The organism is Mucilaginibacter sp. (assembly GCF_964263795.1).
Classification (GTDB): domain Bacteria; phylum Bacteroidota; class Bacteroidia; order Sphingobacteriales; family Sphingobacteriaceae; genus Mucilaginibacter.
In genome coordinates this window covers 40,096-62,612 of sequence record NZ_CAXVWK010000017.1, presented here as the reverse complement: position 1 = coordinate 62,612, position 22,517 = coordinate 40,096, and the positions used below count along the sequence as shown (strand labels likewise).

General features: G+C 44.3%; 23 protein-coding genes and 1 tRNA gene. 16 read left to right on the top strand and 8 right to left on the bottom strand.

Features of this window, described 5'->3' with window-relative positions; genetic code table 11:
* Positions 1–128: 128 nt before the first annotated feature.
* Entirely contained in the window at positions 129–1,100 is a 972-nt protein-coding gene (locus ACE5CV_RS03155) for a lysylphosphatidylglycerol synthase transmembrane domain-containing protein (protein ID WP_374948701.1), read from the bottom strand.
* A 197-nt stretch (positions 1,101–1,297) separates the two neighbouring features.
* Between ACE5CV_RS03155 and ACE5CV_RS03150 the strand changes: the two genes are divergently transcribed.
* From ACE5CV_RS03150 to ACE5CV_RS03120, 7 genes are all read left to right on the top strand, one after another.
* Positions 1,298–2,167 (top strand): carbon-nitrogen hydrolase, encoded by an 870-nt coding sequence (locus ACE5CV_RS03150; protein ID WP_374948700.1) that lies wholly within the window; start codon positions 1,298–1,300, stop codon positions 2,165–2,167.
* A gap of 59 nt (positions 2,168–2,226) precedes the next feature.
* On the top strand, positions 2,227–2,580 hold the full coding sequence (locus tag ACE5CV_RS03145; RefSeq protein ID WP_374948699.1) for a four helix bundle protein: 354 nt from the start codon (positions 2,227–2,229) through the stop codon (positions 2,578–2,580).
* A 3-nt stretch (positions 2,581–2,583) separates the two neighbouring features.
* A complete protein-coding gene (locus tag ACE5CV_RS03140; protein ID WP_374948698.1) occupies positions 2,584–3,666 on the top strand; it encodes an agmatine/peptidylarginine deiminase in 1,083 nt (360 codons plus the stop codon).
* 228 nt (positions 3,667–3,894) lie between these two features.
* Entirely contained in the window at positions 3,895–4,728 is an 834-nt protein-coding gene (locus tag ACE5CV_RS03135) for a LiaI-LiaF-like domain-containing protein (RefSeq protein WP_374948697.1), read from the top strand.
* 32 nt (positions 4,729–4,760) lie between these two features.
* On the top strand, positions 4,761–5,795 hold the full coding sequence (locus ACE5CV_RS03130; protein WP_374948696.1) for a sensor histidine kinase: 1,035 nt from the start codon (positions 4,761–4,763) through the stop codon (positions 5,793–5,795).
* Positions 5,792–6,538, top strand: a complete 747-nt coding sequence (locus tag ACE5CV_RS03125) for a LytR/AlgR family response regulator transcription factor (RefSeq protein ID WP_374948695.1) — start codon at positions 5,792–5,794, stop codon at positions 6,536–6,538. Before ACE5CV_RS03130 ends, ACE5CV_RS03125 begins: the two co-directional genes overlap by 4 nt.
* 9 nt (positions 6,539–6,547) lie before the next feature.
* On the top strand, positions 6,548–7,105 hold the full coding sequence (locus ACE5CV_RS03120; protein WP_374948694.1) for a methyltransferase family protein: 558 nt from the start codon (positions 6,548–6,550) through the stop codon (positions 7,103–7,105).
* Positions 7,106–7,176: 71 nt separating this feature from the next.
* On the opposite strand, the gene ACE5CV_RS03115 is transcribed toward ACE5CV_RS03120, so the two are convergent.
* The 5 genes from ACE5CV_RS03115 to ACE5CV_RS03095 form a co-directional block, all read right to left on the bottom strand.
* Positions 7,177–7,902, bottom strand: a complete 726-nt coding sequence (locus ACE5CV_RS03115) for a DUF3891 family protein (RefSeq protein ID WP_374948693.1) — start codon at positions 7,900–7,902, stop codon at positions 7,177–7,179.
* A gap of 125 nt (positions 7,903–8,027) precedes the next feature.
* On the bottom strand, positions 8,028–8,426 hold the full coding sequence (locus ACE5CV_RS03110) for a hypothetical protein (RefSeq protein WP_374948692.1): 399 nt from the start codon (positions 8,424–8,426) through the stop codon (positions 8,028–8,030).
* Positions 8,427–8,474: 48 nt separating this feature from the next.
* Positions 8,475–9,365, bottom strand: a complete 891-nt coding sequence (locus ACE5CV_RS03105) for a flavin reductase family protein (RefSeq protein WP_374948691.1) — start codon at positions 9,363–9,365, stop codon at positions 8,475–8,477.
* A gap of 104 nt (positions 9,366–9,469) precedes the next feature.
* Complete coding sequence (locus tag ACE5CV_RS03100) at positions 9,470–10,465, bottom strand: fumarylacetoacetate hydrolase family protein (RefSeq protein ID WP_374948690.1); 996 nt, start codon at positions 10,463–10,465, stop codon at positions 9,470–9,472.
* Positions 10,466–10,468: 3 nt separating this feature from the next.
* Positions 10,469–10,759 carry a hypothetical protein gene (locus tag ACE5CV_RS03095; RefSeq protein ID WP_374948689.1) on the bottom strand — a complete coding sequence of 97 codons (291 nt, stop codon included), beginning with the start codon at positions 10,757–10,759 and terminating at the stop codon, positions 10,469–10,471.
* 569 nt (positions 10,760–11,328) lie between these two features.
* Here ACE5CV_RS03095 and ACE5CV_RS03090 point away from each other — a divergent pair.
* The 4 genes from ACE5CV_RS03090 (at position 11,329) to ACE5CV_RS03075 (ending at position 14,869) form a co-directional block, all read left to right on the top strand.
* Positions 11,329–12,486, top strand: a complete 1,158-nt coding sequence (locus ACE5CV_RS03090) for a homogentisate 1,2-dioxygenase (protein WP_374948688.1) — start codon at positions 11,329–11,331, stop codon at positions 12,484–12,486.
* 63 nt (positions 12,487–12,549) lie between these two features.
* The gene (hppD, locus tag ACE5CV_RS03085; RefSeq protein ID WP_374948687.1) at positions 12,550–13,674 is read left to right on the top strand and encodes a 4-hydroxyphenylpyruvate dioxygenase; all 1,125 of its coding nucleotides are present in this window, start codon (positions 12,550–12,552) and stop codon (positions 13,672–13,674) included.
* Positions 13,675–13,784: 110 nt separating this feature from the next.
* Complete coding sequence (locus ACE5CV_RS03080) at positions 13,785–14,282, top strand: TspO/MBR family protein (RefSeq protein ID WP_374948686.1); 498 nt, start codon at positions 13,785–13,787, stop codon at positions 14,280–14,282.
* 47 nt (positions 14,283–14,329) lie between these two features.
* Positions 14,330–14,869 carry a hypothetical protein gene (locus ACE5CV_RS03075; protein WP_374948685.1) on the top strand — a complete coding sequence of 180 codons (540 nt, stop codon included), beginning with the start codon at positions 14,330–14,332 and terminating at the stop codon, positions 14,867–14,869.
* A 65-nt stretch (positions 14,870–14,934) separates the two neighbouring features.
* Here the strand turns inward: ACE5CV_RS03075 and ACE5CV_RS03070 are convergent, their stop codons facing one another.
* Positions 14,935–17,289 (bottom strand): BamA/TamA family outer membrane protein, encoded by a 2,355-nt coding sequence (locus ACE5CV_RS03070; protein WP_374948684.1) that lies wholly within the window; start codon positions 17,287–17,289, stop codon positions 14,935–14,937.
* Between ACE5CV_RS03070 and ACE5CV_RS03065 the strand changes: the two genes are divergently transcribed.
* From ACE5CV_RS03065 to ACE5CV_RS03055, 3 genes are all read left to right on the top strand, one after another.
* Positions 17,280–18,029 carry a TrmH family RNA methyltransferase gene (locus ACE5CV_RS03065; protein WP_374948683.1) on the top strand — a complete coding sequence of 250 codons (750 nt, stop codon included), beginning with the start codon at positions 17,280–17,282 and terminating at the stop codon, positions 18,027–18,029. The genes ACE5CV_RS03070 and ACE5CV_RS03065 overlap by 10 nt on opposite strands.
* Before the next feature lie 46 nt (positions 18,030–18,075).
* Positions 18,076–18,146 (top strand) — tRNA-Cys (locus tag ACE5CV_RS03060).
* A gap of 31 nt (positions 18,147–18,177) precedes the next feature.
* Positions 18,178–18,351 carry a spore protein gene (locus tag ACE5CV_RS03055; RefSeq protein ID WP_078347886.1) on the top strand — a complete coding sequence of 58 codons (174 nt, stop codon included), beginning with the start codon at positions 18,178–18,180 and terminating at the stop codon, positions 18,349–18,351.
* Between the two features lie 112 nt (positions 18,352–18,463).
* On the opposite strand, the gene ACE5CV_RS03050 is transcribed toward ACE5CV_RS03055, so the two are convergent.
* Positions 18,464–19,507 (bottom strand): quinone-dependent dihydroorotate dehydrogenase, encoded by a 1,044-nt coding sequence (locus ACE5CV_RS03050; RefSeq protein WP_374948682.1) that lies wholly within the window; start codon positions 19,505–19,507, stop codon positions 18,464–18,466.
* 93 nt (positions 19,508–19,600) lie between these two features.
* On the opposite strand from ACE5CV_RS03050, the gene ACE5CV_RS03045 reads away from it, so the two are divergent.
* Both ACE5CV_RS03045 and ACE5CV_RS03040 read left to right on the top strand, forming a co-directional pair.
* Complete coding sequence (locus ACE5CV_RS03045) at positions 19,601–20,371, top strand: SGNH/GDSL hydrolase family protein (protein WP_374948681.1); 771 nt, start codon at positions 19,601–19,603, stop codon at positions 20,369–20,371.
* 112 nt (positions 20,372–20,483) lie between these two features.
* Positions 20,484–22,406 (top strand): ATP-binding cassette domain-containing protein, encoded by a 1,923-nt coding sequence (locus ACE5CV_RS03040; protein WP_374948680.1) that lies wholly within the window; start codon positions 20,484–20,486, stop codon positions 22,404–22,406.
* Positions 22,407–22,517: the final 111 nt, after the last annotated feature.

The following is a 22,517-nucleotide window of genomic DNA, read 5'->3' as shown; positions in this document are numbered from 1 at the left end:
ACTTAGCTTGCTGGTTTACACTGAAAAGAAACGTAAAACTAAGGAATATGATTTAGGTAAAGATTAACAACTACCGATAAAATGACAAATTTAAGGCGTTAATTACGGCTCGAAAACACCTATCAGAATTAAATATCTTTTTTATCTTCAATTTCAAAATTAACTTCGGCACTGGTTAAACCTTCTTCTAACCTGCTTGGGCGGATCACATAATAAATCCCTAATAATGCAACCAAAATAGATATCAGGTAGAAGGTAATGGGCAAAAATACGGTAAGGCTTTTCTCCATTGGGAAAAACCGGGTTAACCAGGTAAAAACAGTTTCGCGCACGCCGGCGCCTCCAATGCTTATCGGGATAACAGTAGCAAGCGCCGAGATTAAAAAAGAAAGTAAATAAGGCGAAAACTTACCGGTAAAATTTTGCCCTAACAGGATAAAGACAATGGCCGATACCTGCAGGCTTTGAACGGCTACCGCCTTTGCATGAGCGGCAAAAAAGAATCGGGTGTACTCTCTGAAAAATTTATAAGCTACAAAATAATAAATGATAGAACCGCCTATGAAAACGCCCAGCGGTATACCGATATGGATATCGATCTGCGGGATCAGAAAAATAAGCGCCACAATAATGAGCCCTATAGCCCAAAGCCCGCTTAACCTGTCAAACATGATAGCCCAAAAAACCCGCTTAGCGGGCAATTTATAAGTTTTGTTTAATAGGTAAATTTTGTATCCATCGCCGCCGATGCCACCCGGTAAAAGAAAGTTGTAAAACAAACCCAACAGGTAAAGCCTGAAATTAAAACGGGCATCAAGCTTTAAGTGTATCGACTTAAAGAAACTGCTTAACCGCCATGACGACATTAGGATAGAGATAAAAAAGGCCACCAGTGCGGCCAGCATCCACCAGTAATTGGCATGTACCAGCCGGTACTTAACCTGCTGAAAATCTACCTTTAAAAAAACGAAATACAACAGAACCGCAGTGACGCCAAACTTAAGCACTACCTTGGTAATACTCCAGGCGGTATCCTTACACGTTTTCGGCTTTACGGCTTGTTCCGTCTCGTCAATCTCGGTTTGTGCAATGTCTTTCATCGTGCTGCAAAGGTAGTAATTTAGTGATTACTTGATTTGCGGCAGCTAATTAGTTAACAAAACTTAACACTTAACCAATCGTAGATCAATCCGGCTATCAGCCGCAAGTAATTTTAAACGCGCGGTACATAACTAAAATTCAAGCACTGTTCGCTAATCGCTAAAATAACGGTATTTTTGCGCAAATTTTCATCACTATGGGTAAGGTACAAGTAGGTATTGTGCAGATGACCTGCACTGCAAACAAACAGGAAAACCTGGATAAGGCAATTGTTAAGGTACGTGAGGCTGCCGCTAAAGGCGCACAGATCATTTGCTTACAGGAACTTTTTACTTCGCTGTATTTTTGCGACGTAGAGGATTACGACAATTTTGCCCTTGCCGAAGCTATCCCCGGCCCATCTACCGATGCTTTATCGGCCGTAGCGGGCGAACTGGGCGTGGTGATCATTGCATCGCTGTTTGAAAAACGCGCGCAGGGGGTTTACCACAATACCACCGCGGTTTTAGATGCCGACGGAAAGTATCTGGGCAAATACCGCAAAATGCATATTCCGGACGACCCGGGCTTTTATGAAAAATTTTACTTTACCCCCGGCGACCTGGGTTACAAGGTTTTCAAAACCAAATTTGCTACTATAGGTGTATTGATCTGCTGGGACCAATGGTACCCCGAGGCAGCCCGCATCACCGCGCTGATGGGCGCCGAGATCTTATTTTATCCTACCGCCATCGGCTGGGCAACCACGCAGGACGAGGCTACCAACGTAGAGCAGTACAACGCATGGCAGACCATCCAGCGATCGCATGCGGTAGCTAACGGCGTTTATGTAGTAAGTGTGAACCGTGTTGGCGAAGAAGCCGGTGTAAAATTCTGGGGAGGTTCATTTTTTGCAAATCCTTTTGGTGCGGTAATGCATCAAACCACTCCCGACCAGGAGGAAATAATAGTAATGGAACTCGACCTTAACAAATCCGACTATTACCGCAGTCACTGGCCATTTTTACGGGACAGAAGGATAGACAGCTATCAGCCGATTACGAAACGTTTGATAGACGAGGATTAAATAAAGACCGGAAGTCGGAAAGACCACAAGTCCGAAAGACAAATGCAATTGAATCATTAATGAGTTTTAAGTTTGAAAAATTAATAGTTTGGCAAAAAGCCGTGGATTTATCTTCGGACGTAAACGACTTAACAAAAACTTTTCCTAAAGACGAACTCTTTATTCTGACATCTCAAATAAAGCGGGCGGCAGATTCAGTAGCCCTGAATATTGCGGAGGGTTCAACTGGTCAATCAAATGCAGAATTTAATAAATTCCTTGGTTATGCTTTGCGCTCTAATATCGAAGTTGTAAGTTGCTTGTATTTAGCACAGAAACGCGCATTGATCGATGACCAAAGCTTCCTAAAACTATATCAACAATGCGAAGAAATTTTAGCGATGCTAAATGGATTACGCAACTCGCTTAAATAAATCATGCAATTATCTAACTCTTCTTCTCGTCTTTCGGACTTACGGACTTCCCGACTTTCGGACCTAAAAAACTTCCACTTCCCTGCCGAATGGGCCAGGCAAACTGCCATGTGGCTAAGCTGGCCGCATAAAGAAGCGTCGTGGCCGGGTAAACTGCCGTTGATCTATCCAAAATACTGCGAGTTTATAAAAGTGATTTCCGAAGGTCAGCTGGTGCGTATCAATGTGGTTGATGAGCAGATGACCGCTTTTGCCAAACAGCAATTGCAGCAGGCAGGTGTAGATCTGAACAAAATAGAATTTTTTGAGTTTGGCACTAACGATGCCTGGTGCCGCGATCATGGCCCCGCATTTTTGGTGAATTATGAAACAAAAGAAAAAGTCATTGTAGACTGGGGTTACAACGCCTGGGGCGACAAATACCCTCCGTATGATCTTGATGATGTGATCCCTACCAAAATAGGCGAACGGTTTAACCTGCCTGTTTATCATCCCGGCATCGTGATGGAAGGCGGCTCGGTTGATTTTAATGGTGCCGGCACTTTGCTCACCACCACTGCTTGCCTGCTTAACCCCAACCGCAACCCTCATTTAAACCAGCAGCAGATAGAAACTTACCTGCAGAATTACTACGGTGTAGAACAGATCCTTTGGCTTGGCGATGGCATTGTTGGCGACGATACCGACGGCCACATTGACGATATTACCCGCTTTATTAATACCGATACTGTAGTTACCGTTGTAGAGCACAACAAAAACGACGAAAACTATCACCTGCTGCAAGAAAACCTGCAGACCTTAAAAACCATGCGCCTAATAAACGGCAAGCAACTAAATATTGTAGAATTGCCCATGCCCGAGCCGGTGATCTATGAAGATCAGCGCCTGCCGGCATCATATGCTAACTTTTACATCGGTAATGCAGCGGTAGTTGTACCAACGTATCGTTCGCACCACGATGATAAGGCGCTCGACATTATACAGGGTTGTTTCCCCGACAGAAAAGTGGTTGGTATCGATTCAACAGATATTATCTGGGGGCTGGGGAGCTTTCACTGCCTGAGCCAGCAGGAACCGGAGGTATAGGACCTTAAAATCACACTTATAAAGACGCGTACCTCGCGTCTTTTCTGTTTTGTCAATATCGCTTTGGGTTAAAAAGTTAATCACTAGTAAGCCGTAGCGGTAACTACCCCACCTTTTTTACCGACAATTCTCCCATCCTTACCGAGTTCTTTAATCCTATTACCAATATTAGGTTTGCATATCTGTAATCTTACATTAGTTTTGGTTACGATTAAAATTAAACATACCATGTCCAACAATATAGACCAACCAACCAAAACCCCGCAAGGCAAAGTTATTGCCGGGGTTATATTGCTGGTAGTAGGTGCGCTGCTACTGGTAAAGCAATTAGATTTTTTCTTTTTCCCTCACTGGCTGTTTAGCTGGCCAATGTGGCTTATTGTGTGGGGCCTTTATACAGGGGCTAAGCATAACTGGCGCAAGCCGGTGTGGTTCATCCTTGTACTGGTAGGCATAGGCTTTTTGCTTGATGACGCTATCCCTAACTTTGACTTAGGCGGCATTATATGGCCGGTAATGATCATCGCTTTCGGTATCTGGATCATTATGCGTAAAAACCGCGAAACCCCTTTGGCGGGTGCCGATTACTGGGATAATAAATTCCAGGCAAAACCTGCAGACAGCCCGGTTACCAGCGAATATGTAGAGGCCGAGTACACAACCAACGTGCCCCCTGCTGACCCATTGAACCCGGGCGGCGGCGCTATCCCCCCCAACTCTTATGATGATATCTTAAATGCCACAGCCATATTTGGCGGGGTTAATAAAACCATTTTTTCAAAAAACTTTCGGGGTGGCGATATCACCAACATTTTTGGTGGCACCGAGCTTGATTTTACCCAGGCAGATATTCACGGGCGGGTGATCATTGATATTACCCAGGTGTTTGGCGGCACTAAGATCATCGTGCCTGCCAACTGGCAGGTAGTGCCCGATCTGTCGGCCATATTTGCCGGGGTTGATGATAAACGGATCAAAAACCCGGGAGCAATTAATAATAACAAAGTACTGGTACTTAAGGGTGTATCTTTATTTGCAGGGGTTGATATCCGTAGCTATTAATTAATTAATTTAATCAACTTAACAACAAAGCTTTGGCTGCATCACAAATATCGCAATCCAAATTGCTGGGGGCTTTTTCTATATGGGGGCTGGTATGGACCGCCCTGCAAGCCTATATCATACACAGCTTTGGCTTTGTGTGGTATACTGCGATAACCGATGCGGCCCTCAGCGGCATTTTGCTATCGGCGGCATGCTGGCTCATCAACAACAACCTGCGCTACTACCAGCCCGATAAAGAGAGCTACATTTACCTGCTGATATGGTGTGCTGCCCTCGCTGCGGCCTGCGTTGCCGGCTGCCGGTACCTGCTGCCGTTGTTAAACATGGGGCAGGTTTACCAAAGCTTTTTGGTGCAATCATTAACCATCAGGTACTTCACGGTATTTTTAGCCATTGGGTGGATGGCCATGATCAGCGCGCTGGTATATTCGCAGCTTGACCATAAAAAAACCGAACTGCGCAAAACCGAGGCCGAAAAGTTGGCCCGTGATGCGGAGTTGTATAATCTGCGCCAGCAGCTGCAGCCCCACTTTTTGTTCAATAGTTTAAACTCTATCAATGCGCTTATCGGTTTTAAGCCTGACGAAGCCCGTAAAATGATCCATCAATTGTCGGACTTTTTGCGCGGCACGCTAAAAAAAGACGACCAGCTGCTGGTGCCGCTTACAGACGAACTTACCCACCTGAACCTTTACTTAGAAATTGAGAAAGTACGTTTTGGCCACCGGCTGCAAACTGAGATAAGTTGCGACAGTGCCTGCGGCGAAAAACTTCTTCCGTCATTACTGTTACAACCCCTGGTAGAAAATGCCATCAAATTCGGTTTATATGATACGGTGGGCGAGGTTACAGTGAGCATCCGTGCTGAAGTTGAAGATGGTTATCTGATCATTATGATCCAAAACCCTTACGACCCAAAAACCTCCAGGCCAAGAAAAGGCACCGGTTTTGGCCTTAGCGGCGTACAGCGCAGGCTTTATTTGATATTTGCACGCAACGACCTGATGGAAACTCACGCAAATGATAATATATTTACAACCATAATAAAAGTACCGCAGTTATGATAACCGCTTTGATTATTGACGACGAGCCCCTGGCCCGGATGGTTGTATTGGAATATTTGCAGAATTTTAAACAGATTGAGGTTTTGCAGGAATGCGGCGACGGGTTTGAAGGGCTTAAAGCCATTCAGCAGCACCAGCCCGACCTGATCTTTCTGGACGTGCAGATGCCCAAGATAAACGGTTTCGAGATGCTGGAACTGGTAGACAACCCTCCTGCCGTAATATTTGCTACCGCGTTTGATGAGTACGCTATTAAAGCGTTTGAAGCCCACGCCGTTGACTACCTGTTAAAACCCTTCAGTAAAGAGCGCTTTAATAAGGCGATAGAAAAACTTTTAGCCCAGGCCCCCGCCGGCCCCACCCCGGTAACCCGTACCAACCCTTTACTGGAAGAAGCTGCACAGTCGCCGGGGCAAAATGAGCGCATAGTAGTTAAAACAGGCACTAAGGTAAAGATCATATCTGTACAGGATGTAGAGTACCTGCAGGCTGATGACGACTACGTGAGCGTAGTAACGGCCGAGGGTGCCTTTCTGAAAAATAAGACCATGGCTTTTTTTGAAAAGTCGTTAGATGCGCGCCAGTTTGTGCGGGTACACCGGTCATATATCATTGCCATTAACCAGATAACGCGGTTAGACCCTTACGAAAAGGACAGCCACCTGGCCATCCTAAAATCGGGCGCCAAGATCCCTGTAAGCAAAACCGGCTATGTAAAATTGAAACAGGTTTTAGGCATTTAAAAACGCGGTATGAGCAACCTTTTTCTGGCCGCCTACGTTGTTTGGTTCCTGTCCGAGTTGGTGCTTAACCGCATGCTGCGCTCAAATAAAACCGACAAGCAAAATATAGACGGGCATACGCTGATCATTATCTGGATAATTGTGGTGGCTGCCATTGCCGCGGCGTTGTTTACATCCGCCAGCTTTACCATGCCTATCGGGCCGGATTGGTTGCGTTATGCCGGTCTTGCATTAATTATCCTTGGCATACTGATGCGATTTATCGCCGTACGTACCCTGGGCCAGTTTTTTACTGTGGATGTAACTATCCGCGAAGGTCATCAGCTTATAAAAAAGGGCTTGTATAAGTATTTCAGGCATCCATCCTACACTGCATCATTGCTTACGTTTATCGGTTTCGGCTTATCGCTAAATAATTGGTACAGTTTGCTGATCGTGGTTTTCGCAGTGATTGTGGTGTTTTTGATGCGCATCCGGATAGAGGAAAAAGCACTTACCAGCCAGTTTGGCGATGAATACCTGCAATACAAAAAGCAAGCCTGGGGGTTATTTCCATTTATGCATTGATTCGCCTGAACGCAAAGTTATTCTTCCTCTCGCCTTTAAAAACGCGCTCACCATTGTGTTTTAAGCCGCGGCTACTTTTCCAACTTCCAAACTTTCTCAATTATATCCGCTTCTGTCAGTTCCTTTTTAAATTGGTTGATGCCTTTAAACTGTATGATGGATAGCATGCGGGTTTCTAAAGTCAATTGAAAAGCTTTTTCCTGGAACGGCCAGGGCTTCACTGTTAACGCCCCGTTGGGCTTGCGCATAAGCTTGTATTGCTGATCGTCAGGGCCCTGGCTTACTTCAATCACACGGCTTTCGGGCTGTACTTCATGCTGGGCAAGTAAAAGCGAAAATGCATCGCACCATTCCATCAGTCCGTAAGCTTTTTTGATTTCTGTTTGTGTAATTTTCAATTCTTCCGTCCACTTTGCCTGCAATTTTTGTTGCTCCAACAAAAACGGCTTTACCAGCGGGTTGCTTTCGGCCTCTGCCTCATATAAAAAACACATGTGGATAGAAGTAAGCAAAGCGATGTACCGGCTTTTCGAAACGGAAAAATCATGCAGGCGGCTGCAGTGTTCCGGCTCAAATTTTTTCATGGCGAAGTTAACCGGGCCACCCTGCGGGGTAAGCAGGTCGTTGTCCTGCAATTCGGTTTGGGCATCGTCATGATCGGCTATGGCGATGAGGGTTTCCGTCCACCGCTCCGGCCGGTCTTTTACACGCCAGTTTATAGCCACCTGCGCCGCCAGCACGCCATGTGCCCGCTGCGTAATAATTTCCCAGCCCTGTTCGGTATAATTGACGATCATTAATGAGATAAGAGATGGAAGGGTTAATTGTTTATGCGCAATTTACAATTCTTGGAATTAAGCCTGCAATGGTAGAATTGAATTTCTTCTTACCAAGACGGCTTTAAAACCCAAACTCAGGCCTATCAATATAGGGATAGCAAGCAGGCTGTAAAAACAAACTGTATCCCGTTTTGGCCATCTGTGACATAACACAACGTCTTCCCGTCAGAGAAAAACATTCCTATAGTTGCTTGTAGTAAGGTATATTCGGCTATATTAAAGAAAGTTAATGAGGTTTTAATCTTTTTAATGGCTGAGAGTGAATTGCTTATATACCAAAAGAAATATATTGGCAAAATAATACTTCCAAAGCCTGTAAATGTCCACAATATTGTCCAAGAAAATGCGCATTCTATTCCAGCACCTTTAATTAACGTCTGAATTAATAGTATTATGATAGCCGTGAAACCGGGAATGAATATACCAACGATTGAAAATATATTTGTAGGCTTTAAAAAGTTATCTAACGGACTGGCTTTCATTGATTGTTGGATAGGTTTTAATCAAACTTAACAATAATATTAATTCTATCAATCCGCTAACAGCACCTTCCAGGCATCCATCACCAAACCCTTATCTAATAACTGCTTTGCCTTTAAATGCAGCTGCAGTTCTCTCGTTTGGCTATCGCCGATGGTAGCGTCAAATAGTTCCTTCATTTCATCGGTTTGGCTGTAGGTATTGATTTCTTCCTCCGCAGGCAAATGTTCCACATTACCTAACTGGCCCAGGTTGTTGCCGGTAAGCACATGCGAATTGCGGATGGCATACGGGATTGCATCCACCCCTATCCCGATGCTGCTTACCGGTTTAGCTACTTTGAACATATTCGCACCGGTCATGCGGGCATACCAATCGCCGCCAAGGCGCGCAACCAGGTCGATCTTCTCCTGGTCGATAAGGCCGTCGGAATTCAGGATATTTTCGTTAAGGTGGATCAGTTTTACTTCTGCAATCACCAGGTTACCGGCACCAGGGGTATCCCCTAAACTAATCACTTCCCTCACAACACATTCCAGTTGTACCGGCGCTTCGGCCACGCGCGGCGGTTTAACCAATTGCGATGGCAATTCGGTCAATCCCGATTTTACAAACTCATTTACGCCTAACGGATACTCTACACTGGAAAGCGACACCTGCTGCACCATATCATAATTAACGATGTTGATAACACACTCCGGCACCTGTTTAATATTCTCGAGCGTGTGCTTGGTGGTATTATCCCTCACCCTGCGCGATGGCGAAAACACGCACACAGGCGGATTAACGCTGAATAGGTTAAAGAAGCTGAAGGGGCTTAGGTTTACATTCCCATCGGCGTCAACAGTTGATGCCAGGCAAATAGGCCTCGGTGCCACCGCATGGTTAAGGTACGACTGGATCTGAAGAGGGCTGAGGTTCTTAATATCGAGAGTTAGCATAGTTGTATATAAGCCCCCTCTAAATCTCCCCCTGAAGGGGAGACTTAAAAAGGATAATTAGAAAATTTCAAAGCCCTCCCTTCCGGGGAGGGTTTGGGTGGGGCCTATTTCTTCAGTGCTAAAATCGAAAAATCATCGCTGCTCTTTTTAATGATGTTACCCAATACTCCCAAACCTGTTATGTCCATTTCTACCAGGTCGTTAGGTTGCAGCCACCGGGGCTGGTAATTTGCATCGTTTAACAAACCGGTACCGTTCAATTCTAAAAAGCAGCCGGTACCAACCGTGCCCGAGCCTATCACGTCGCCCGGCAATACATCACATCCATAGGCGCAGCGCTCAATGATCTCGGCAAAGGTCCAGTCCATATCGGCCATATTGCCGCTGCTCACTTCTACGCCGTTTACATGGCATTTCATGGCCAGGTTGTAGGCAGCACCTGTGTGGCCTTGCTTAGGTTCAGATTTGTATTGCTCCAGTTCATCGGGCGTTACCAGCCATGGGCCAATAACGGTGCTAAAATCTTTTCCCTTTGCCGGGCCAAGGTTCAGCAGCATTTCTTCCATCTGCAGGGTTCGGGCGCTCATGTCGTTCATGATCATGTAACCGGCAATATAGCTGTCGGCCTCCGCAGCGCGGATGTTGCGGCCCTTCTTGTTCAGCACCACGGCTACTTCCAGTTCAAAATCCAGCTTTTGAAAATGATCGGCCATGCATGTTATCTCGCCGGGGCCTTGTATGGCGTTATGGTTAGTAAAATAAAAAATAGGATACTGGTCAAACTCGGCAATCATATCCACCTTTCGGTTACGGCGGGCAGCGGCAACATGCTGTCTAAACGCATAGCCATCGCGGCAGGATGTTGGGTGCGGCACAGGTGCCATCATCTCAAAAAACAGTTCTTCCTTAGCTTCCATCTTACCAGAGCGGATAGCTTCGTTCACCTTTTTTGCATGGTCCATCAATTCGTCGCCGCCCCACAAAAAATCGTTCATGTTATCGGGGATCAGCTTATCGCAGGAGTTAAGGTTATAGATGTGGCCATTGATATAAACGCCCAGATGCTCCCGGTCTTCGGTTTTATAGGATACTAATTTCATAATTTAGGTATTGGTTTTAGTCGGTTTGAATAGCCTGTCTAAGATAAAGTTAAGCGTAATAATAAATAATGCCGCAGAAAACAAGTCGATTAATAATGGGATAAAATCAATTCTAAAAGCAGTCCCTGATGCAATAAGATCTGAATTACCCGGCTTACCTACAAAGGTCCTGTAAAAATATAAGGGGAAACCAATCGATTCGTAATTACTATTAAAAGAATAGAGTTTTGAATATATTATCGTGATAATAATCCAAATCAATCCGCCTATTAACGTACCTTTAGTTTTGTTCACAAATGGTTTTATTGGTGATCAAAAGTAGTAAAATACTTGATTGATGAATAGTTGTTCAGGCTATCCATTTTGAATAACCAATTATTTCGCCCGGTCCCTTATCTATACCGATAGTTATTTAATTGATAACAATGGTGGCACCGCTCTGTCAGTAGTCGTTTTATGTAATCATTGACTATCAGTTGTTTATATAAATTTGCAGGCTATCACGGCTGTGAACGTGAACACTTTGGTAAATTTTGCGACTTTTTGCACCCAAAACTATGCTTGCATATTAAATTTGGATAACGTAATTTTGGTTACCAATGATGAGCATCAAAAAGCAATTTTATTTTTCCCTCGGCCTTACTTCTATGAGTAATGCCTCATCTTTCAGGGATGCTGTGCTCGCTAAGAACGTCCTGGCGCAATACTAATACTGTCGCAGGGTTTTAAAGTTGAACCTTGGAATGTTTTCCGGTTTTTCATTTAAAACTATCCTTCTCTTTTAATCGTTTAATTATTAATGATTTAAGTTGTTCTCAAAACTTTACAACCTTAAAACATTCCAACATTTAAACCAATTACCAATGCCTATATACCACACGTTAGGGACTATCCCGCATAAGCGGCATACGCAGTTCCGCAAACCGGACGGCAGCCTTTACGCCGAAGAACTGGTTTCTACCGAAGGTTTTTCGAGCCTTTACTCGCTGGTGTACCATGCCTATCCGCCAACTATCGTAAAAGAATTGGGTGAGCCGTACTCGGTAGAACCAAAAATAGCGTGTGAAAAGCACCTGAAACATACCAGCCTGATTGGTTTTAATATCCAACCCGAAGATGATTACCTAAAAAGCCGTAAACCTGTTTTGGTTAACAGCGATCTCCATATTTCATTAGCAGCACCGCGTAAAAGCATGACCGACTATTTCTACAAGAACAGCCAGGCCGACGAAGTTATATTTATACATGTAGGTACGGGCACCCTCAAAACCGGTTTTGGTAAGATCAAATTTGAATATGGCGATTACCTGGTTATCCCCCGGGGCACCATCTATCAGTTGGAATTTGATAGCGAGGATAACCGGCTTTTTATTGTAGAAAGTTTCAGCCCTATCCGTTCGCCAAAACGTTACCGCAATGCTTACGGGCAATTGATGGAGCACTCGCCTTACTGCGAACGCGACATTAAACGCCCTACCGACCTGGAGACTATTGACCAAAAAGGCGATTTCAAAATCCTGATCAAAAAGCAAGGATTGATCTACCCATATACTTATGGCACCCACCCATTTGATTTTATTGGTTGGGATGGTTTTCATTATCCCTGGGCGTTTTCTATTCATGATTTTGAGCCAATAACCGGCCGGGTGCATCAACCACCTCCGGTGCACCAAACTTTTGAAGGACACAATTTTGTGATCTGCTCTTTTGTACCGCGCAAGTTTGATTATCACCCGCTATCAATACCCGCACCGTACAACCACAGCAATGTGGACAGCGACGAAGTACTATACTATGTGGATGGTGATTTTATGAGCCGCAAAAGCGTGGTAAAAGGGCAAATCACACTGCATCCAGGTGGCATACCACACGGCCCCGCGCCGGGCTCGGTAGAAAAATCTATCGGCAAAGAATTTACCGATGAACTGGCCGTAATGATAGACCCCTTCCGCCCGCTGATGTTAACCGAAGACGCCGTTAACATTGAAGACGGAAATTATTACAAAAGCTGGGTGATATAATGTTGCGAAAGCAACCCTACTAACTGATTTGACCCCTTTAACAATTACAACTTTATAATTAAAATGGAAACATTAACATTAGATACTAAATCGACCACAACCGACTTTTTGCCGCTTAACGGTACCGACTATGTGGAATTTTATGTGGGTAATGCCAAGCAGGCTGCTCATTATTATAAAACGGCTTTCGGCTTTCAGGACCTTGCTTATTCGGGGCCGGAAACCGGTGTACGTGACCGTGCATCGTACGTGTTGCAGCAAGGTAAAATACGCATTGTATTAACCACACCTCTGCATTCAGATCACCCCATTTCCGAGCATATTAAAAAGCATGGCGACGGCGTAAAGATCCTCGCGTTATGGGTAGATGATGCATACGATGCATTTGAGCAAACCACCAGCCGCGGTGCCGAGCCTTTTCAACAGCCTCAAACCATCACCGATGAGCACGGCGAAGTACGCACCAGCGGTATTAAACTTTACGGAGAAACTGTACACCTGTTCATCGAACGCAAAAATTATAACGGCCCTTTTCTGCCCGGGTATAAGGCCATGCAAACTAATTACCAGCCGGCCGTAGCCGGTTTGCTGTATGTTGATCATTGTGTTGGCAATGTAGGCTGGAACAAGATGAACCAATGGGTGAATTTTTACGAGGACATCATGGGTTTTCGCAACATTCTTACTTTTGACGACAAGATGATCTCGACCGAATATTCGGCACTGATGAGTAAAGTGATGAGTAACGGTAACGGATATGTTAAATTTCCAATAAACGAGCCTGCCGAGGGTAAGAAGAAGAGCCAGATAGAAGAATACCTTGAATTTTACGAGGGTGAAGGCGTTCAACACATGGCTTTGGCTACCGATGATATTGTAAAGACCGTTACCGATTTGCAAAGCCGGGGCGTAGAGTTTTTAACCGTGCCGACATCATATTATCAAGAATTAACCGCCCGTGTAGGCCATATAGACGAGGATTTGGGTCCGTTAGAAAAATTAGGTATTTTGGTTGACCGCGACGACGAAGGGTATCTGCTGCAAATATTCACCAAGCCGGTGGAGGACAGGCCAACACTTTTCTTTGAGATCATTCAACGTAAAGGGGCAAAGTCATTTGGTGCGGGTAATTTCAAAGCGCTTTTTGAAGCTATTGAGCGCGAACAAGAGCTTCGGGGTAACTTATAAATGAACTTAACGAGCTGGCCGGGTAAATTGCCCGGCTTTTGGCGTTTAACTAAATGATTGGTACATTCGCGCATTAAACATTTTAGGAATACACAGGTTTCATTCAAACTATGAACACCCAAACCGCGGATACTAAATTCCAGCTAATACCTTTTGTCACTAGCCTCGCTATAACGCTGTCCATAGGTGGTGTTGCCTCCATGGTTACGCGCCCAGAAATTACCGGCTGGTATACCACCTTAACCAAACCCAACTTTACTCCGCCTAACTGGCTTTTCCCTGTAGCCTGGACAACACTTTATATCCTGATAGGCATTTCTGCTTACCTGATCTGGAAACGCCGGGATAATTCTACAACTTATAAAACTGCAGTAGCTATTTACGTAGTTCAGCTAGCATTGAATTTTTCATGGTCGATCGTTTTTTTTGGTTTACACCAGGTTTTCGCTGCACTGATAGTGATCATTTTGCTATTGGTGTTCATCATTTTAAATATCAACTGGTTTGGCCGATGCACTAAAACGGCTGCCTGGCTTTTAGTGCCCTACCTGTTATGGGTTGGCTTTGCCATGCTGCTTAACCTGAGCATTTATATACTTAACAAGTAATAAAAAACACTATTTTTATTGCACGCTATCATAGTGTTGACCATTTGATGAAAAAGTTATTACTCACCTGCTGCATATTCTTCCTGGCAATTGGCTTTGCCGTGGCCGATACGATAAATATAAACCACTTTGTAATTAAAGAAAATCCCTTTGCTAAAGATGAGATCGCGGTTGTGGCTACCGATACTGCCGGCACCATCCAGGAAGCAGTTAACGGAATTTTTACGTTTACAATAAATGGCTTTAGCCAGGAAATGAATTTTGATAAGGGGACTGCCTTTTACCGGCATAAAATCCAAAAATCAAGCTTTGTTTACGCACGGCACGAGAATGACAACGGCACACACCCTATGCTGTACTATATTTATAAACACGATAGTAAACTTACTCCTGTTAAGATCAGCTGGATCCTGCTACTCTCGATACCGTTGGGTTTGATCCTGTTAGGCTACCTGTTTAAACGCTTTATTATTATTGCGCTTATCATCTTCTGTATTTTCTTATATTTTAATTACCACAACGGACTAAGCATTCCTACTTTTTTCCAAAGCGTCATCGATGGATTAAAGGGGATATTTGTGAAGTAATAAGTTGTGGGGCTTCTAACAACTGTTTATTTATGACAGAAATAACAGTCATTTGATAAATCAGACTAAAAAGGCAGGCCTATGCCGAAGTTTAGCTGCATAAAATTGTAGTTTTCTCCGTTAGTAACCTGGTATGTCTTTTTGAAATCGCCGGCCTTGAAAAGCTCGCCGAAGTGTTTTACCAGCACAAACTGGTCTGATCCGCTAAACTGCGGATCCTTAAATTTAAAGGCTGCATCCAGTCTGAAGATAAAGAAACTTAAATCAAACCGTAGCCCGGTACCCACGCCTATCGCTGTAGATTGTAGTATGTTGTTAAACCTAAACTCACCGTTGGGGTTCTCTACTTGTTTATGTAAGCGCCAAACGTTGCCCGCATCTATAAAAAAAGCTCCTTTCAACTTAGTACCGAAAAAGTTATCGGCAGCTTTGTAACGGTACTCGGCATTGGCTACTATCTTAATCTCGCCAAACTGATCCAGATATTTTAAGCGGCTTCGCTGCGTAACATCGTTGCCATAAATAGATCGGTTGAACTGACCGGGGCCGAGGGTACGCGGCAACCAGGCCCTGATATCATTAGCACCACCTGTGTAAAAGTTTTTTTCGAATATTAACTGGCTGCTGTTGCCGTAAGGGATTCCAATACCCGGGTTAAACCTAAATATAAACTGGCGTTCGCCACCCAGGCTGCGGTATAGGCGATAGTCGATTTCGGTTTTAATATATTGAGCAAAGGTGTATCCAAAAAAAGTACGCTGCCCTAACGAATCCTTTTTAGTATTAGCAAGCTTACTTATCAGGTTAAGGATATTTCCGCCTAAATCAAGCGTACCCCTAAAATATACAAAGTTTCTGTACGAATTCAGCTCATTAGCATTATACTGAAAGGTGTACTGACTACCAGACGTAAAGGTGGTACGACCGATAAGGTATACGTATGAATAGCGATTGCTATCCAGCAAGGCCTGCCGGGCAATCGGGTCAATTGTACCGCTCGAAAATTCGATACTGATAGGTGTTATTGAATGCTGTTTGCGGTAGGTTTCAAAAAAGTCGTATGTTATTGAATTTACAAAGCTTTTGCGTTCAACCAACCCTTTTTGATAAAATAAACTGAAACTGGTGGCAAATGTAGTATGCGGTACGCCAAACTTTGCCAGGTTGGGAAAATTGAATGGAGACAAAATCCTTGGATAGATCAAACTGAGTCCCGCTTTCAACTCCTGATTCTGGATGCCTTTATTATCAGTTTTGGCCCGGCCACTATCAAATAACACACTCCAGTTTAGCTTAAGCTGTAATATTGCAGATTCTTTAAACAGGTTGCGATCAGTAAAAGTATTGCCTAGGTTATAACCATAACGGCCCTGATTAAACAAAAATTCGGCCTCTACCCTGTCCGACATTTGCTTTAGCGGTGTAATATCTATCTTGGTATTCAACCGGTTGGTACTATCGGGCAACTTTTCATATGTAGGGCTTGGTACGTTTCGAAAAACGTTCAACTCCGACAGGCGGCTTGTAGTCAACGTTTGCTTGTCAATGTCGTAAATCTCGCCCTTCTTTTGAAATATATAATCTGTAACCGTGTGAGGTTTAAACCTGCCCGAGTAATCTACAAACCTAAATTGAGTATCAACTTGTATAGTATCCGCCTTGCCGTCGGTGCGGCCGTTGCTTTTGGTAATGGTGACTAAGGTGTTGTTTATCTTGTAGATGGGGTGCGCTGGTTTATCCGCTGGGTTATCAATCGTCATAACCACATCTACCACACTTTTATTATAGCTGCTATCGGGCAGGTAATTGATGTACTGTCTAAAAAAGTCGTAGTAGCCATTACGCTTCATCACCAGGTAAAACTGGTCGCGGTCATACGCAAGGCTGTCCGTATCGAACCGCCCCCCCGGGTTGACGTGCGAAAAGCCTTTGCGATTCTCAGTGTAAAGTGCCTTTACCTTTGGGTCAAATATGCTATCCTTAAAGTTCCGGATCCGGAACAACGGACCCTGATCAGCAGTAAAAACCAGTTCGGCCTTTTGTTTTTTTACCAGTATTGAATCAGCTACTTTTGCTTTTAGATAGCCTTTGTTCTGTAAAAACTTCTGTATCTGCAGGCGCGAAAATTCAACGAGGTTACTATCCAACAGGCGCGGCGCCTCGCCAATGTTACGCTTTCCTTTTTTGCTAAACAGATAGTAAAATTGCAGATTTAACCAGTTATTAGGCTGCTGTTCTTTATCAACATACATTACGGCAGCATCAGCAAAATCTTTGTCGATACCCTTTAAGGTAAGTTTACGGACAATGGTTTCATTTGGCCTTAATCCGCGTGTTGTGCTGCAGCCCGGCGCAATTATAACCACCAAAATACTTAATATTGCAAGAAGGAAATAACCGGGTATATTATATGCTTTCAAAATCTCAGATCAGTTTACTAACGTCCTTACAACATAAAAAGTTTCGCAGGGAACACGGTTTATTTCTGGTTGAGGGATACAAATCTATCAGTGAATTTATTGATTCTCACTATCATATCCATACCCTGTACCATACGCCCGATGTAGCCCCAAAATTGCTTAAATTATCCCAAAAAATAAACCTTCAGGAAATTTCATTGGCCGATTTGCAAAAAGTAAGCGGATTAAAAACGCCGGCGGATGCTATAGCAACGGTTAAGATACCCCAATTTAAGGCGCTAACCCATACCGATCTGGAAAATAAATTTTCGCTGGTGTTAGATGGCATACAAGACCCGGGCAACATGGGCACCATTATTCGCACTGCAGACTGGTTCGGCATCACTAATATCATTTGCTCAGACGATTGTGTAGAGGTTTACAACCCCAAAGTAGTGCAGGCGACGATGGGTTCTCTGGCGCGGATAAACGTTTTATATGCAGGCTTAAGCGATTTTATAAGCAATGCTAACCTGCCTGTTTACGGTGCTCTACTAAACGGCGACAATATTTATAATACCAATTTCGGAATGGAAGCATTGTTAGTTATGGGCAACGAAGGCAATGGTATTCGGCCGGAGATCCAGCAACTGATAACCAAGGCGGTCACCATTCCTCGTATTGGCCAGGCCGAAAGTTTAAATGTGGCGATAGCTACCGCGATAATCTGTTCAGAAGCTGCAGGAAAATCATACAAATAAAATTGATTGACAATAAATAATTACTATTTTTGCAATCCTGAAAAAAGGTCGGATGGCCGAGTGGCTAGGCAGAGGTCTGCAAAACCTCCTACAGCGGTTCGAATCCGCTTCCGACCTCGAGGTTAAAAACATTTAAATAAAAAAGATCATGGGCGTTACTCGTTTAAAAAGAAAAGATAGAAGAAACAAAACTTTCTCTCGTTTAGAAGTTCAGTTTTTAAAATTAGCTACCAATATTGAGTTAGGTAGCCGTTCTGCAGAAAAAAAAGATAGCCAGATAGCAAAAAACAATGCTGTTTTAGCTATTGCTGCAGGTAAATAATCTTTCTTTTTCTTAAGAAATTAAAAAGGCATACCGATAAATCGGCATGCCTTTTTTGGTATGGAGATGACCCTGCTAGAAAGACCAGAAAGGTTGATGAAAACCGATTTTATCAACCTTTTAATCCCTTAATCCGGTTAAGTATCCGCCCAATCAGCCCCGGGCCTTCATAAATAAAACCGGTATATAATTGCACCAACGATGCACCTGCAGCTATCTTCTCCATCGCATCTTCCGCCGAATGGATACCCCCAACCCCAATGATAGGGAATGAACCGCCAGATACCTTATGCAGATAGGCGATCACTTCTGTTGAGCGTTTGGTTAATGGCTTGCCGCTTAGGCCGCCTGTTTCGTTTCTATGTGCTGAAGTTAATCCATCACGATTGATAGTGGTATTAGTTGCAATGATGCCCGCTATGCCGGTTTGCTTAACAATATCTACAATATCATTTAGCTGATCAGTAGTTAAGTCGGGGGCTATTTTGAGCAGAATAGGCCGGCTGACCCCGTTCTTGTTATTTCGCTGCTGAAGAGTGGCTAGTAATTGCATCAGCGGCTCTTTTTCCTGCAATTCACGCAGGCCGGGCGTATTGGGCGAACTTACGTTAACTACAAAATAATCTACTACATCAAACAAACGGTCGAAACAAATAATGTAATCGTTTACCGCATCCGCATTAGGCGTTATTTTATTCTTGCCAATATTACCGCCTATGATCAGTGCCTGTTCGTTCACTTTCAAACCTTTGCGGTAAGCTGCTATCCGGCTTGCAGCTACGTCTACCCCCAGGTTATTAAATCCCATTCGGTTGATTAATGCAGCATCCGCGGGCAGGCGAAACATCCTCGGCTTGGGATTACCAGGCTGAGGCAACGGTGTAACCGTCCCAATTTCTACAAAGCCAAACCCAAGATTGCCCATTTCGGCAATCAGTTCAGCATTTTTATCAAAGCCGGCGGCAAGGCCTACCGGGTTTTTAAATTTCAATCCAAAAACTTCGCGTACTGATTGCTCATCATCCCTAGTCCAGAACTTTTTGCTGAGCAACGCCCCGCCGGGTACACGATTGAACCGCTTTAAATTGCGCGTTACAAAATGGTGCACATTTTCGGGATCGAATAAAAACAGCAGGGGCTTAAGTAATTGATACATGGCGCGAATTTACCGTTTTTAACATTTAAGGTTTAACATCCTCAACAATATTGTAATTTAGTTGCGTTAAGCTATTATATCCACACGCTTATTATGAAAAACATTGTTCAAAATTCCCGCCGCAACTTTTTAAAAACAGCTACCATAGGCACTGTCGCAACCCTAAGTTTGCCGCAGATCGTATCGGCTGCGGGCACCATATCTGCAGCTAAAAAGATAAAGCTCGAGGCCAATGATGTGATACTTTTCCAAGGTGATTCTATTACCGATTGGGGCCGCGACCGCAAAGCTACCGCCCCCAATACAACCAACATGCTGGGCACCGGCTACGCGATACTTACCGCAGCCGAACTGCTGATGCAGCACCCTAACAAAAATCTGAAAATATATAACCGGGGCATTGGCGGTAACAAAGTTTATCAACTGGCCGAGCGTTGGGATGCAGATACCATTGCCTTGAAGCCAACCGTTTTAAGCATTCATATTGGTGTAAATGATTTTTGGCACACCATTACCAGTGGTTATAAAGGCACTATAGATACTTACATTGCCGACTACAGGTCGCTTATCGAGCGTACTCAAAAAGCCTTGCCAGGCATAAAGATCATCATATGCGAACCTTTTGCCTTACGTGGCACTAAGTCAGTAAACGATTCATGGTATCCAACGTTCGACTTTTTTCGGAAGGCCGCAAAAGATATAGCTGCGCAGTACAACCTGCCCTTCGTTCCGTTGCAATCTGTGTTTGATAAGGCCCTGCAAACCGGCGGTGATGCCAACTACTGGACAATTGATGGCGTACACCCAAGTGTTGCAGGCGAAAAACTAATGTCGCAGGCCTGGTTAGAGGTCATAAAAGGTTAGTAATCGATTAACCAGAGATCAAAGACCGGGCGTTTGGAACTAACCAAACTCTGTTTACCAATCTCTAATCACTGTTTCAAGCTCCGCTTAAAAACGCTATCTTTGCGGCCAAATGATCGCTATAAATAACCTTACGTTCGAGATTGGTGCGCGCGCCTTATATGATGAAGCTAACTGGCATATAAAACCGGGAGAAAAGATTGGCCTCATCGGGGCAAACGGTACCGGTAAAACTACCCTTTTAAAGATCATTGTTGGTGATTATACGCCTACATCGGGCACTATATCAATGGCTAAGGACCTAACAATGGGTTATCTTAACCAGGATTTGTTATCATACTCATCTGACAAGAACATTGTGCATGTGGCCATGGAGGCTTTTGAACGCCAGAACCAGTTGCATGACGAGATTGAGGTTTTGCTAAAAAAGCTCGAAACAGATTACACCGAGGACCTTCTACATAAATTAAGCGACAAGCAGCATGAATTTGAACTGCTTGACGGTTACAATATCGAATATAAAGCACACGAGATTCTAGCGGGTTTAGGTTTCAGTGAGGCGGATTGCCAGCGTAAGCTAAGCACCTTTAGCGGTGGATGGCGGATGCGGGTAATGTTGGCAAAAATACTGTTGCAGGCACCGGATATCCTGCTGCTGGATGAGCCTACTAACCACCTGGACTTACCATCCATCCAGTGGCTGGAAGATTACCTGAAAGCCTTTAGCGGTGCTATCATCATCGTATCCCACGATAGGTGGTTTTTGGATAAGGTTATCAACCGTACCGTCGAATCGCGCAAGGGCAAGCTTACCGTTTATGCCGGTAACTATTCATTCTACCTAGAAGAGAAAGAACTGCGCTCCGAAATACAGCGTGGGGAATTTAAGAATCAGCAATCAAAAATTAAACAGGAAGAGCGCCTGATAGAGCGCTTCCGTGCAAAAGCATCAAAGGCAAAAATGGCGCAGTCGCGTATCAAAATGCTGGATAAGATGGAGCGGATAGACGATGTGGACGATGATAACCCTGAGGTTAACTTCAGCTTTAAATTTAGCAGGCAATCCGGCCGCCACGTGGTTACGATGGAGCACATCACCAAAAAATACCCGGCCATTGATATCCTGGATGATGCAGAAGCGATAATTGAAAAAGGTGATAAAATTGCGCTGATAGGTGCCAACGGTAAGGGTAAATCAACCCTGTTGCGTATTGTAGCCGGTGCCGATCATGAATTTGATGGTACGGCACAAACCGGCCATAACGTTACACAAACCTTTTTTGCGCAGCACCAGCTGGAATCCCTGCACCTGGAGCACCAGATTCTGCAGGAACTACAGGCCTTTGCGCCAAAGCATACTGATACGGAACTGCGTTCGATCTTAGGATCGTTCCTGTTCACAGGCGATGATGTATTCAAAAAAATTAAGGTACTGTCAGGTGGCGAGAAATCTCGCGTGGCACTGGCAAAGGCACTTACCGCAGATGCCAATTTCCTGGTACTGGATGAGCCTACCAACCACCTGGATATGGCGTCGGTTAATATCTTGATCCAGGCCCTGCAGCAGTACGAGGGTACGGTGATTGTGGTATCGCACGACAGGTACTTTCTGGATAATGTGGCTAATAAGATCTGGTTTATTGAGGATCAAAAAATTAAACAATATCCGGGCACCTATGCCGAGTACGACGACTGGAACGCTAAACGCAAATTAGATCCTAAAGCTGCGGCGCCCGCCCCTCAACCAAAAAAAGAAGAGAAAATGTCCGAGCCTGTAAAACAGCCGCTAAGCGAAAACAAGCATCAACAGCTTAAAAAACTAAACCAGGATCTGACCCGGATGGAAGAGAACGCGGCTGCGCTTGAAAAAGAGATCAAAAGCCTCGAAGCCCAACTGGCCGATGATAAGATCTTTAATCAAACCGAAAAGATAAAGCAAATCAACAATAACTACCAGCTCAAGAAAATGGAGTTGGGCGAAGTTCAGCAAAAATGGGAAGCTTTGGCCGACCAAATCATGGAACTGGAAGGGTAAAACTTAAACTATGTCATTGCGAGAAGCGAAGCGACGTGGCAATCTTGTAGCCACGCATTACTGCTTTGCAAAGGACGGGATTGCTTCTACGCTATTCAGCGGATCGCAATG